This is a genomic window from Mesorhizobium sp. LEGMi-168a (assembly GCF_058312955.1).
The window spans coordinates 1-12,444 of record NZ_JBZEGV010000014.1; the positions used below are offsets into that span (position 1 = coordinate 1).

Here is a 12,444-nt window from a genome sequence, read left to right on the forward strand (position 1 = left end):
GCGGCGTGAGACGGGCATTCTTATGGATGTTCATTCGGACCCTCCGGCGAATCTGAAGCGTGGTAACTCCAGTCTCCTCGGTCAGGTCCGAATGGACAACCTTCTGAAAGCCCACACCTAGAGCAATTCCAGGAAAAGTGCGTAACGGTTTTCCGTCCGGAATTGCCTGAAACAAATAGATAGAGCGGTTCGGCGTTTTCGTGAAACGCTGAAGCGCTCTGGTACGGTCAAGCCGTCGGCGCCGCGCCGCGCCGCTCGAGCGCGGTCTTGCGGATGATTTCCGCGATCTCCGGGCTGCTGCTGCACAGCATCTGGAAATCCGCCGAGTGCAGCGACAGGAGCGAGACCGCCGTTGCGGCGCTGACGGTCGCCATACGCGGTTCGCCGGTGATCAGCGCCATCTCGCCGAAGAAGGCGCCAGGGCCAAGCTCCACCGGGTTCGGCGTCGCGACGCTGACGCGCCCCTCCACGACGAAGAACATCTGATCGCCGGGCTCGCCCTTGCGACAGATCACGGCGCCCTCAGGCACGATGCGAGGTCTTAACGCGCGCACGATCTCGACCAGCACGGCCGGGCCGAGCTTCTGAAACAACGGCACGGCGGCGACCAATTGCCAATTGCGGACGAAATCTCCGCGACGCACTTCTTGATAGAAGCCGGTGGCAAGAATGCCAGCCCAGAGCGCGAAGATGCCGATGCCACTCATCATGACCATCCCGGAAAGGACGCGGCCGGCGAAGCTTTGCGGTATAGCGTCGCCATAGCCGGTGGTGGACAGCGTGACCACCGCCCACCACATTGCCTGGGGGATGCTGCCGAACTTTTCTGGTTGGATGTCGCGCTCGATGACATAGCCCGCGAGCGCGACACCGAACAGAACGACGCCGAAGAGCGTGGTGACGCCGATCAGGTTGCGCGCTTCGTTGGCCAGCACCCTGCCCAGCACCGGGAAGAAGGTCGAGTCGCGCAGCGGTTTCAGCAGCCAGACAGCACAGTAGAGGCTCCGGTCGGGCGTGCCGACGAGCAGAAATGCGGCGAGTGGAACCAAGACCGCGAGCACATCGATGGCGATTGCCGGCGTCCGTACGTCTCCCGCCCGCCGCTTGAGCAGCGTCGCGGCGAGTTGCAGGAGATAGGCGCCCCAAATGACAGCGAGCACGGCAGCCAGAGCCAGTCTGCTTCGTCCGGACAGGTCCGGTATCGTGAGCGCGGCCACCGCCAGAAGCCCGGGCGCAGCCAGCGCCGCGTTGGGCGGCGCGTAAATTCTTAGGAAAGGCAGTACCGACATTCCATGCCCACGAGCGGCGACTACGCTCCAAAATAGAATGCCTTCAAGGCAAGCGCAAAGGTGCTTGTCGCTGCGAATGGTCCGAATGTGTGAAACCGGTCGTCACGGCGGACAACTGCCAGGTACCGCATGTCGGCTATGTCGTTTCCATCACCGTCAAAATGGATGACGGAACCCGCAAGACGTTCACGCAGGGAGCTTCCTACACGATTCCGCCCCTGCGTTAAAACAAGGAGATAGCGGGTTTCACCGTTTCCGTGAAACAGTTTCCGCACTCAGATAAGAGTCGAACGTTACTTCAAATTCTCGATCACGCAGATATAGCGTGCTGGATCGGCGACTGGCTGCTTGATGAGGCCGCCGGCCGTGAGGCGAATAACGTGGTCGCCGACTGTGTCGGACTCATTGCCGCCGATGGTGCGGACATACTTTCCGCTGCCATCGACACCTTGCTCCACCACTATGGCCGAATGTGACTCATAGGCCTTGTGCGCGGCCGCAAAGGCGAAGTCGAACTTATTTCCGCTGCGGTTATTCTGGATGATGTCGCCGATCTTCGGTGCATAGCTCAATGCTCGGCCACGAAAAACCCCACTGTTGGCTGCGGCATTCTGTATGGCGGTGAACACAAACTGTGAATGCGCCGCCGCGAAATGGAACTCGGCGGCTGTCGCGCCGGCCGACTTCACGAAAAACGACACAAAGACCGCCGACCATGCAGTGCCGACGCCTGGAAAGCCCAGACCTATACCTGTCCAATACTTCTTGATGCGACCCGCCATCTTCGGCGTAGTCTCATGAAATCCACCAAAGCTGTTAAATTCAGCCTCCGCCAAAGAGGCGAGCTTCGCTGCATAAGCAGTAGGCATGTGACCACCCCTCCCTACAAGCAGAGAAATACTAACCTAAGTTAGCATATCCTGCAATACGGGGAGCTAAATTACGCTTAGCTATATTTATAGCTGGGATACGGGCGGAGGTTCTAGCAGAGCGTGTCGGCGCGCACATGATTCTTGAGAGCGGGAGGACGGCAGCCTGCAAAGTGCAGTCAGATACGACCGCCTCTCGCCCGAAGCGGGTGTGCGGCTAGTCGTTCCTCCGCTTCCCCTCGACGCAATCCCAGAACAAGCTCGCAATATCGGCCCCGCCGAAACGCTGCACCTCGCGTATGCCGGTCGGCGAGGTCACGTTGATCTCGGTCATGTAGTCGCCGATGACGTCGATGCCGACGAGGATGAAGCCGCGTTCCCTGAGCGCCGGCCCGATGCGGGCGCAGATCTCGCGCTCGCGCTCTGTCAGCTCGGTCTTTTCGGCGCGGCCGCCGACATGCATGTTGGAGCGCGAATCGTGCTCGGCCGGCACGCGGTTGATGGCGCCCACCGGCTCGCCGTCGATCAGGATGATGCGCTTGTCGCCCTTGCGCACGTCCTTGAGATAGCGCTGCACGATATAGGGCTCGCGGAACAGCTGGCCGAACATTTCGAGCAGCGAGGCAAGGTTGCGGTCGGCCTCATGCAGATGGAAGATGCCGGCGCCGCCATTGCCGTAGAGCGGCTTGACGATGATGTCGCCGAACGCCTTGCGGAAGGCGGCCACTTCCTGCGGGTCCTTGGTGATCAGCGTCTCCGGCATCAGGTCGGGAAATTCGGTGACGAAGATCTTTTCCGGGCTGTTGCGCACCCAGGCCGGGTCGTTGACCACCAGCGTCTTCGGATGGATGCGTTCCAGGATATGCGTGGTGGTGATGTAGTTCATGTCGAAGGGCGGATCCTGTCGCAGCAGGATGACGTCCATCTCCGACAGGTCGGTGCGCACGGGATCGCCCAACGAATAGTGGTTGCCCTTCTCGTCGCGGACTTTCATCTCCTCGATGTGGGCAAACACCTTGCCGCCCAGCATCGACAGCCGGTCCGGTGTGTAGTGGAAGAGCTGATGGCCGCGCCGCTGCGCTTCCAGCGACAGCGCGAACGAGGTGTCGCCGGCGATCGACACGGTCGAGACATGGTCCATCTGGACGGCGATCTTCAGCGGCATTTTCATCTCCGGCAAACCCTGCCGCCGATATAAGGAACTCGAAGGCTTCTGCCAATCGTGCTTGCTTGGTGCAGGCTCTCAGCGGTCGAAGACCAGCCGCGAGTAACCTAAGAAGGAAAGCGCCATGGCGACGATCGAGGCAACCGCTAGCGCTGCCAGCGGCGGCAGGGCGGGCAGCGCGTAGAGGATAGCGCAGTAGACCAAATAATTGACGATGCTGGTGGCGATGCCGACGCCGCCATAGCGCGCGCCTTCCTGCGCGATGCCCCGGCTCGACGGCGCAAAGGTCAGATGCCGGTTGAACTGCCAGGTGACGGTGAGCGCGAAGCCGATCGAAAGCACGCGCGCCACCAGTGGTCCGAGCGGCGTGACGGAAAGCAGCAGCCAGAGCCCGGCGGCGTCGGCGACGAAGCCGATGCCGCCGGCAAGCACGAAGCGGGCAAGCCGGCCCATCAAGCCGCCCGCGAGGCCTTGCCCGGCTCGCTCTTCGGAGATTGCCCGCTGCCGCTCGCGCGGCGCTCGCTACGACCGGAGGGGATGGACAGGTAGAAGATGCGCTTCTGCTCGGCGCGGCCGCGCGAGACGGAATCGAGGATCAGCCCGGTCACCGCCGCCAGCATGGACAGGAGCAGCAGGCCGACCGAGAGCACCCAGGTCGGCATGCGTGGCACCAGCCCTGTCTCGGCGAACTCGACGAGCACCGGGATCATCAGGCCGATGCTGGCCGCCAGGAAGAACAGGGCGAACGTGCCGAAAAAGCGCAATGGCTGCGTCTCCTTCATCAGCATGGCGAACATCCACAGGATCCGGGCGCCGTCGCGAAAGGTCGACAGCTTCGAAGCCGAGCCTTCCGGCCGGCGGCCGTAGTCGAGCGCCATTTCGCTCACCGGCAGCTTGAGTTGCGAGGCATGGACCGACATTTCGGTCTCGATCTCGAAACCGCCGGAAACCGCCGGGAAACTTTTGACGAAGCGCCGCGAAAAGACCCGGTAGCCGGAGAAGATGTCGGTGAAATCGGCGCCGAACAGGCCCTTGTAGAGCCGGTTGAAGATGCGGTTGCCGAAGGCATGGCCGGAGCGGCCGGCATCGTCGGCGACGCCGCGCCTGGTGCCCACGACCATGTCGCAGCGCTCGGTCAAAAGCGTGTTGATCAGCTGCGGCGCATCTTCGGGCGCATAGGTGCCGTCGCCGTCGGCCATCACATAGATGTCGGCTTCGATGTCGGCGAACATGCGGCGCACCACATTGCCCTTGCCCTGGCGCGGTTCGCGCACGACGACGGCGCCGGCGGCGCGGGCCTTCAGCGCGGTCAGATCGCGCGAATTGTTGTCGTAGACATAGATCGTTGCGGAAGGCAGCGTATCGCGGAAGCGCCGCACGACCTCGCCGATCGTCAGCTCCTCATTGTAGCAGGGCAGCAGCACGGCGATTGCCGGCTCGTTGCGGACCTCATGCGGCATGTCTGTCTCCGGTGCCCGGCCAGCCTCTGGCCGTTCTTAGGCCGGGCTGTCGGACCAGTTTACTATTTATCGAAGCCGTTAAGGCCAGGTTTAAACCCATCCCATGCTCCGAAGGCCTCGACGCTGCCAACCTTCTGGCCCTGGACACATTTCTGGAACCTCCGACGAGGCACGCCAAAGTGCTGGAAGCGCATGGGGTCGGTCTGGTCGCCATCTGCGAAGCGCCGTCCTTTTTTGGGGGCATCGGAAAAATCGATTTTCCCGATACCTTTCCTAAACGCTTTGCTGTCAGTCTGAAGATAAATACCGCCGTCAGAACAGGGACATGATGCAAACGACGTTTGGCACCGGACAGCCAGGCAGGGAAAACTCGGATCTGGCCTTCACCGATCCGCTGACCGGGCTTGGCAACCATCGTCGCTTCTTCGACAAGGTCGATCGCCTGATCAGCGATCGCGCCGATGATCCTGCGCCGTTCACCGTCGGCATCCTCGACCTCGACGGCTTCAAGCCGATCAACGACCTGTTCGGCCACAAGGCCGGCGACGACATCCTGATCCAGGTGGCGATGCGCCTGCGCGCCTCGATGGACGGCTATTCCACCGTCTGCCGCATCGGCGCCGACGAGTTCGCCTTCCTCTATCCGATGGTGTTCAGCGAGGAGCAGGCGGCCGAGAAGTCGCGCATGCTGATCGAAATCCTGTCGGCGCCCTATGACGTCGGCGAGCGCACCGCGCGATTGTCGGCCTCGGTCGGCTGCTCGCTGTTCTATTCCGGCGACGAGACCACCGAGATCCTGATCAACAAGGCCGAGACCGCGCTTTACCACGCCAAGCGTTCGGGCCGCGGCCGCGTCGTCGTCTACACCCGCGAGATGGAGGAGGCGGCCAAGCGCGTCACCCGCATCGAGCAGGCGCTGCGCCGCGCCGTTTCCGCCGGCGAGGTCGAGCCGCATTTCCAGCCCATCGTCGATCTCAACACCCGCCGCACCATCGGTTTCGAGACCCTCGCCCGCTGGACCGACCGCGATCTCGGCATGGTGCCGCCGAGCGTCTTCATTCCCATCGCCGAGGAGCGCGGCATCATCGGCCCGCTGTCGCAACTGGTGCTGCGCAAGGCGACCGAGGCGGCGCGCAGCTGGCCGAAGGACCTGTTTTTGTCCTTCAACCTGTCGCCGTCGCAGCTGGTCGACCAGAACACCGGCCTGCATATTCTCGCCATCCTCGACCGCACCGGCTTCGATCCGCGCCGGCTGGAGATCGAGATCACCGAAACCGGCTTGATGACCGATCCGGCTTCGGCCGAGAAGATCGTCGAGGATCTGCGCCGGGTCGGCATCCGCGTCTCGCTCGACGATTTCGGCACCGGCCAGTCCTCGCTCGGGCGCCTGCGCGAATTTCATTTCGACAAGCTCAAGATCGACCGCGCCTTCGTCTCCTCCATTCTCGACGATCGGCCGTCGGAGCATATCATTCGCGCCATTCTCGCCATGTGCGAAGGGCTCGGCATGGATGTGGTGGCCGAAGGCATCGAGGAGGAGGCGCAGGCCGACCGCCTCGTCCAGTTCGGCTGCGCCGGTGGGCAGGGCTACCTCTTCGGCAAGCCGGTCGATGCCGACGCCACGCTCGGCTATCTGCGCGATTCCTATCGCGGCGCGCTGTACGCCAAGGCGATCTGACCGAAGCAATTCCAGGAAAAGTGTGAAACAGTTAGGCTCGGCGCCTTCGCCGTAGCCTTCCGTCTGGAATTGCGTAAAGGCAAATACCAATCCGCGATCCAAGCCGACCAGTTCGCGCCGCGCGAAGGCGCGGCGGCCATTTTGTCAGACATAAGCCCGAAAAACGCCTTTTCGCCCTTGCTCCCGGGGCCGGCGTGGCTAGGATGCGCGCCGGCCAAAGGGAGAAAGAAATCATGATGCCATCGGCGCGTTTCGCCGACCTCGACGGCGCCTCGGTGCTGATCACCGGCGGCGGTTCCGGTATCGGCGCGGCGTTGACCGAAGGCTTCATGCGGCAGGGCGCCAGGGTCGCCTTCATCGACATTGCCGACAAATCCAGCACGGCGCTCGCCGACCGTATGGAAAAGGAGCTTGGCCGGCGCCCGCTCTACCTCAAGACCGACCTGCGCGACGTCGAGGCGCTGCGAGCGGCAGTGGTGAAGGCGGCACAGGCGCATGGCGATGTCACCGTGCTCGTCAACAATGCGGCGCTCGACGACCGCCATGAGGTGAAGGACGTCACGGTCGAGTTCTGGGACAACAACCTTGCGATCAACCTGCGGCCGCATTTCTTCAGCGCTCAGGCGGTGGCGCCCGGCATGAAGCGCGCCGGCGGCGGCTCGATCATCAACTTCACCTCGACCTCCTATCTCATCAACCATCCGGACATGCCGGCCTATACCGCCGCCAAGGCCGGCATACTCGGCCTCACCAAGGGCCTCGCCGGCAAGCTCGGCGCCGACGGCATCCGCGTCAACGCGGTCGCGCCCGGCTGGGTGATCACCGAGCGGCAGAAGGAGCTCTGGGTTACCGAGGAGGCGCTCGCTGCCCACGTCGCCAAGCAATGCATCAGGCAAGTCATGCAGCCCGACGACATCGTCGGCACCGTGTTGTTCCTGGCCTCGGACGCCTCGCGCATGCTGACGGCGCAGATGCTGATCGTCGACGGGGGCGTGCTGTGAGCGGCGCGCCCGCGGTCGCCGCGCTCGATTGGGGCACGACCAGGCTGAGGGCCTGGCTGCTCGACGGCGCCGGCAAGGTACTTGCCGAGCGGCGCGGCGACGACGGGCTGATCACCGCGCGCGAAAAAGGTTTTGCCAAGGTGCTGGAAGGCCACCTCGCCGCCATGGGCGCGCCGGAAGCGCTGCCGGTCATCATCTGCGGCATGGCCGGTTCCCGCCAAGGCTGGATCGAGGCGCCCTATGTCACCGTGCCGGCGCCGATCGGCGCCATCCTTGCCGGCGCCGCCCGCATCGAGGGCTCGAGCCGCGATATCCGCATCGTTCCCGGCCTCGCCCAGCGCCTGGCCGACGCGCCGGATGTCATGCGCGGCGAGGAAACACAGCTCGCCGGCGCCGGTTTGCCGGCAAAGGGCCGCCATCTCGTCTGCATGCCGGGCACGCATTCGAAATGGGTCGCGGTCGAGGACGGCGCGGTCGCCGGCTTCGGCACCTGGCCGACGGGCGAGCTGTTTTCGGTGCTCGCCGCGCATTCGATCCTGAAACATTCGCTGGGCGAGCATCCGGCCCCCGTGGCAGTGGACAGCCCATTCTTCCGCCAGTGGTGCAGCCAAGCGCTCGGCGAGGGCGGCGACGTCACGTCAAAACTGTTCGCGATCCGCGCCGCCGGGCTGCTCCAGGATCTGAAATCCGAAGATGCCGCGGCTTGCCTGTCCGGGCTCTTGATCGGCGGCGAGATCGCTTCGGCCAGGCGCCGCTATGGCGCAAGCGATGCTCCGGTCGTGCTGATCGCTTCCGGTGCGCTCGCCGCGCTTTACGGCGCCGCTCTCGGCTTCGCCGGCCTTGCCTTTCGCATCGTCGATGCCGATGAAGCGGTGCGCGCCGGCCTTGTGGAGGCCGCGCGCGAGAACGGCATGATCGGAGGCGCTCGATGAGCCAGACCGCACCTTTCCCGAAACTACGGCGCGGCCTCGTCGCCATCCTGCGTGGGCTGAAGCCTACGGAAGCGGTGGCGATCGGCCAGGCGATCTTCGACGCCGGCATCGAGGCGATCGAAGTGCCGCTCAATTCACTGGAGCCGTTCGCCTCCATCGCCAGCATTGTGGCGGCGCTTCCCAAAACCGCGCTGGTCGGCGCCGGCACGGTGCTGACGGCAGTCGATGTCGATGCCTTGCACAAGGCCGGCGGCCGGCTGCTGGTCAGCCCCAACATCGATGTCGAGGTGATGGGCCGCGCGATGCGTTACGGCATGGTGACGATGCCCGGCGTGTTCACGCCGACCGAAGCCTTCCAGGCCATAAAGCTTGGCGCTTCGGCGCTGAAATTCTTTCCGGCAAGCGTGCTCGGCGCTGGCGGCATTTCGGCGATCCGCGCGGTGCTGCCGACCACGACCCTGATCGGCGCTGTCGGCGGCGTTTCCGACAAGGATTTTGCCGGCTACAAGGCGGTCGGCGTCAGCGTGTTCGGGCTGGGGTCGAGCCTCTACAAGCCGGGCGCCAGCGTCGAGGATGTGGCGCAGCGCGCCCGCGCCGCGGTCGCCGCTTGGGACGAGGCTTTCGGAGAGAAATGATGGATAGCGTTTCGATCTTCAGCGACCACATCTGCGAGCTCGGCGAGGGTCCGAGCTACGATCCCGCCACCGACACGCTGTTCTGGTTCGACATCGTCAACGGCAAGCTTCTGGAAAAGCCGCTCGCCGGCGCGCTGAAGGTGCATGACCTCGGACTGATGGCCAGCGCCATCGCCATCATCGACGATGCCCGCCAGCTCATCGCCACCGAGAAGGGCCTCTATGTGCGCGATGTCGCGACCGGCAAGCTGGCGCTGCACACGCCTATCGAGGCCGACAATCCTCTGACCCGCTCCAACGATTCTCGCGTCCATCCCTGCGGCGCCTTCTGGACCGGAACGATGGGCAGGGACGAGGGCAAGGGCGCCGGCGCGATCTACTGGTTTTTCAAGGGCGAGCTTCGCCGGCTGTTTGCCGACATCACCGTCTCCAACTCGATCTGCTTTTCCGAGGACGGGTCGGTCGCCTATTACACCGACACCGCCACCGGGCTTCTGATGCGTGTTGCCTGCGATCCGGCGACGGGGTTGCCCATTGGCGAGCCAAAGGTGTTCGTCGATCACCGTTCGTCCAAGGGCTATGTCGACGGCTCGGTCGTCGACCGCGACGGCGTGCTGTGGAACGCCGTCTGGGGCGGCAAGGCGATAAAAGCCTATTCGCCGGACGGCACGCTGCTGCGCGAAATCGCGATGCCGGTGACACAGCCCTCCTGCCCGGCCTTTGTCGGCCGGAAGGCCGACCGCCTGGCGGTGACCTCGGCCTGGAAGGGCAAGGATGAAAAACAGCGCAAGCTCGACCCGCAGGCGGGCATGACGTTTCTTCTCGACATCCCGGTTAAAGGCCGCTTCGAGCCGCGTGTGCTGATCGCCTGAGCGGTTTGCGGATTATCGCCCGGCGCGGTCGGTTTCCCGCAAGCCGATTGCAACGGCCATGCGATGGTAGCGCCTGATTTCGCTGGGAGCTTCCATGCCGCGCAACGGGCCGACGCTGATCCTTGTCCATGAGCCGGAGAAGGCCTGCTTCGACCGGCTCGTCGCCGACGGCTATCCGGCCGAGCGCGCCATAGAAATCTCGTCCTATCTGGCGCAGTCGACCGATCTCGCGCCTGAGTTCGACCAGCTCGCCGCCGCTTGCGAAAAGCGTGGCCTCGCCTTCATGGCCGTCGAGCTCGACGATGCAGCCCTGGTCCTGGCAAAAGCCGATCCGGCCAGCACCCTGGTCTGGACGCTGACCGACGGCACCGCCTATTTCCGCGGCGGTGCAGCACCCGCCATGGCGCGGTTGAACGGACTGCGCACGATCGGCGCCGACGATGCGCTGTTCGCGCTCTGCCAGGACAAGTTCCGCTCCGGCGCCGTGCTTGGCTCGCTTGGCCTGCCGGTGCCACCGGCCGGCCTGGCGCGCAACGGCGAATGGCTGGCAGAGCCGCTGGCCTCGCCCGCCGGCTGGTTCGTCAAGCCCAACCGGCTCGGCGCCAAGATCGGCATCTGGCCGGACTCGCGCTGCCATGATCTTAGCCACGCGCTGGAGCTTAGCCGGCGTGTCTTTGCCTTCTATCGCGACGATGTCGTCGTCCAGCCCTATGTCGCCGGCCGCAATGTGCGGGCAAGCTTCCTCGGGCTGGAGCCTCAGACCGGCGTCGAGGCGCTCGGCATCGCCTTCGTCGAGTCCGGCGGCGACTTCCAGACCATGGCCGACTCGATGGCGCTCTATGGCGATACCGGCCAGGTCGCCAAGGATGCCGGAAACTACGCCGAGCCCGAGCTCGAGCCGGTCGCCGGCAGCCAGCCGGCGGCCGACCGGGCGATCCGCGCCATGGTGCAAAAGCTGATCACCGGGCTTGGCCTGAAGGACGTCTTCTCCGTCGATCTCAGGGCCGAGGCCGACGATACGATCCATTTCATCGAGTTCGAAGTCTGCCCCGGCCTGCCCTGCTTCGATTTTCGCGACTATTGCCGCAAGCAGTGGGGCATGAGCCTGGCGGAAGCGATGGCGGAGACGGCGGCGAATCGGCTGAGGCCATGAACCTTCGGGATTGGGCTGAAGCCTGTGGCGGTGGAGAGGTTTTTGAGACGCCGGCGGGACAGCGCCCCCCTCTGTCCTGCCGGACATCTCCCCCACTTGGGGGGAGATCGGATGTCGCGTCGGCTTTCGCCAATCTTCAGCGTTGAAGGAAGGGCGCCGCCGGTGACGCTGCCAATCTCCCCCCTTGTGGGGGAGATGTCCGGCAGGACAGAGGGGGGCGCGAAGGATCACTACATATCTTATTCTGCGCCACCGCATTCTTTGATCATGTCCAGGCCGAACGGTCGGCCGACAAACTAAACCCCCTCGACCAGCACGATCTCGCCATCGGCTACCTTCTGGCGGATGGCGACGGCGCGCTGGTATTCCGGCGAGTGGTAGCAATCATGCGCTGCGGCGAAGGATTCGAACTCGATGATGACGTTGCGCGCGCGTCCAGGTCCCTCGGCCTTCTCGTGCTCGCCGCCACGCGCCAGGAATTTCACGTCGAAACGGTCGAAGGCGAGCTTTGCGGCCGCGACATAGTCCTTGTAGCCCTCGGCGTCGCGCACATCGACGCGGGCGATCCAGTATCCCTTTGGCATGCCTTTTCTCCTGCTTGTGTTGCGCGGACCAGGACCGATTGTGGAGTCGCTCAGGCGAGGCCAGATGACCACCGGAGTAGGGTTTCAGAACTGGTCCTTAGGCCGATTGCATCTCGGCCAGGATCGCCTCGGCCGCCGCGCGGCGGTCCGGCGCCGCGACGATTGGCCGGCCGACGACGAGGTGGCTGGAGCCGTTGCGGATCGCTTGCGCGGGCGTCACCACACGCTTCTGGTCGCCATGGGCGCTGCCGGCCGGCCGAATGCCGGGGGTCACAACGGCCATGTCGGGTCCGACGATCCGGCGTACCGCCTCGGCCTCTTCGGCCGAGCAGACGATGCCGCCCATGCCGGCATGCAGCGCCTGTTCGGAGCGCCTCAGCACCAGCGTGTGCGGATCATACTCATAGCCGGCGTCGATCATGTCCTGCTCGTCCATCGAGGTCAGCACGCTGACCGCCAGCAGGCAAAGGTCGCTGCCCTTGGCGGCTTCAACGGCGGCCCGCATCGCCTTCGGATAGGAGTGGATGGTGAGCATCGTCATGCCCATCCTGACGATGTTCTCGACTCCCTTGGCCACGGTGTTGTCGATGTCGAGCAGCTTCATGTCGAGGAAGACCTTGGTGCCGCCGCTGGCGAGCTCGCGCGCGAAATCCAGCCCGCCGGCGAAGGCGAGCTGGTAGCCGATCTTGTAGAAGGAGACGGCGCCCTCCAGCTCGCGCACCGCCTTTTCGGCTTCCTTGAGCGTCGGCACGTCGAGGCCGACGATCAGCCTGTCGCGCATCGTGTCGGCGTGCATGGCGTCTCCG

The 12,444-nt window shown here is 64.4% G+C and carries 14 protein-coding genes; 7 read left to right on the forward strand and 7 right to left on the reverse strand.

All coding sequences use genetic code 11. The features are described 5' to 3' along the window. Nucleotides 1–227 precede the first annotated feature (227 nt). The 5 genes from AC4FWB_RS18755 to AC4FWB_RS18775 all read right to left on the reverse strand — a co-directional run bounded on the left by AC4FWB_RS18755 (nucleotide 228) and on the right by AC4FWB_RS18775 (nucleotide 4,783). Nucleotides 228–1,289: a cyclic nucleotide-gated potassium channel gene (locus AC4FWB_RS18755; RefSeq protein ID WP_491027756.1), complete on the reverse strand. Its 1,062-nt coding sequence runs from the start codon at nucleotides 1,287–1,289 to the stop codon at nucleotides 228–230. A gap of 293 nt (nucleotides 1,290–1,582) precedes the next feature. After that, entirely contained in the window at nucleotides 1,583–2,158 is a 576-nt protein-coding gene (locus tag AC4FWB_RS18760; RefSeq protein WP_491027757.1) for a DUF2272 domain-containing protein, read from the reverse strand. A 217-nt stretch (nucleotides 2,159–2,375) separates the two neighbouring features. Continuing rightward, entirely contained in the window at nucleotides 2,376–3,323 is a 948-nt protein-coding gene (gshB, locus tag AC4FWB_RS18765; protein WP_491027758.1) for a glutathione synthase, read from the reverse strand. 78 nt (nucleotides 3,324–3,401) lie between these two features. After that, entirely contained in the window at nucleotides 3,402–3,776 is a 375-nt protein-coding gene (locus tag AC4FWB_RS18770; RefSeq protein ID WP_491027759.1) for a GtrA family protein, read from the reverse strand. Beyond that, nucleotides 3,776–4,783, reverse strand: a complete 1,008-nt coding sequence (locus AC4FWB_RS18775) for a glycosyltransferase (RefSeq protein WP_491027760.1) — start codon at nucleotides 4,781–4,783, stop codon at nucleotides 3,776–3,778. The genes AC4FWB_RS18770 and AC4FWB_RS18775 overlap by 1 nt, the downstream gene beginning before the upstream one ends. Nucleotides 4,784–4,962: 179 nt before the next feature. Between AC4FWB_RS18775 and AC4FWB_RS18780 the strand changes: the two genes are divergently transcribed. The 7 genes from AC4FWB_RS18780 to AC4FWB_RS18810 all read left to right on the forward strand — a co-directional run bounded on the left by AC4FWB_RS18780 (nucleotide 4,963) and on the right by AC4FWB_RS18810 (nucleotide 11,054). After that, on the forward strand, nucleotides 4,963–5,112 hold the full coding sequence (locus AC4FWB_RS18780) for a hypothetical protein (protein WP_491027761.1): 150 nt from the start codon (nucleotides 4,963–4,965) through the stop codon (nucleotides 5,110–5,112). Continuing rightward, a complete protein-coding gene (locus AC4FWB_RS18785) occupies nucleotides 5,112–6,461 on the forward strand; it encodes a putative bifunctional diguanylate cyclase/phosphodiesterase (protein ID WP_491027891.1) in 1,350 nt (449 codons plus the stop codon). The genes AC4FWB_RS18780 and AC4FWB_RS18785 overlap by 1 nt, the downstream gene beginning before the upstream one ends. A 233-nt stretch (nucleotides 6,462–6,694) precedes the next feature. After that, the gene (locus AC4FWB_RS18790; protein WP_491027762.1) at nucleotides 6,695–7,462 is read left to right on the forward strand and encodes an SDR family NAD(P)-dependent oxidoreductase; all 768 of its coding nucleotides are present in this window, start codon (nucleotides 6,695–6,697) and stop codon (nucleotides 7,460–7,462) included. After that, nucleotides 7,459–8,394, forward strand: a complete 936-nt coding sequence (locus AC4FWB_RS18795) for a 2-dehydro-3-deoxygalactonokinase (RefSeq protein ID WP_491027763.1) — start codon at nucleotides 7,459–7,461, stop codon at nucleotides 8,392–8,394. The genes AC4FWB_RS18790 and AC4FWB_RS18795 overlap by 4 nt, the downstream gene beginning before the upstream one ends. Beyond that, nucleotides 8,391–9,029 (forward strand): 2-dehydro-3-deoxy-6-phosphogalactonate aldolase, encoded by a 639-nt coding sequence (locus tag AC4FWB_RS18800; protein WP_491027764.1) that lies wholly within the window; start codon nucleotides 8,391–8,393, stop codon nucleotides 9,027–9,029. Before AC4FWB_RS18795 ends, AC4FWB_RS18800 begins: the two co-directional genes overlap by 4 nt. After that, nucleotides 9,029–9,901 (forward strand): SMP-30/gluconolactonase/LRE family protein, encoded by an 873-nt coding sequence (locus tag AC4FWB_RS18805; protein ID WP_491027765.1) that lies wholly within the window; start codon nucleotides 9,029–9,031, stop codon nucleotides 9,899–9,901. The genes AC4FWB_RS18800 and AC4FWB_RS18805 overlap by 1 nt, the downstream gene beginning before the upstream one ends. A 94-nt stretch (nucleotides 9,902–9,995) precedes the next feature. After that, the gene (locus tag AC4FWB_RS18810; RefSeq protein ID WP_491027766.1) at nucleotides 9,996–11,054 is read left to right on the forward strand and encodes a D-alanine--D-alanine ligase family protein; all 1,059 of its coding nucleotides are present in this window, start codon (nucleotides 9,996–9,998) and stop codon (nucleotides 11,052–11,054) included. 296 nt (nucleotides 11,055–11,350) lie between these two features. Here the strand turns inward: AC4FWB_RS18810 and AC4FWB_RS18815 are convergent, their stop codons facing one another. Together AC4FWB_RS18815 and pyrF are read right to left on the reverse strand one after the other, a co-directional pair. After that, a complete protein-coding gene (locus tag AC4FWB_RS18815) occupies nucleotides 11,351–11,638 on the reverse strand; it encodes a DUF1330 domain-containing protein (RefSeq protein WP_491027767.1) in 288 nt (95 codons plus the stop codon). 97 nt (nucleotides 11,639–11,735) lie between these two features. Further along, nucleotides 11,736–12,434, reverse strand: coding sequence for an orotidine-5'-phosphate decarboxylase (pyrF, locus tag AC4FWB_RS18820; protein WP_491027892.1), 699 nt, complete (start codon nucleotides 12,432–12,434; stop codon nucleotides 11,736–11,738). Between the last annotated feature and the right edge of the window lie 10 nt (nucleotides 12,435–12,444).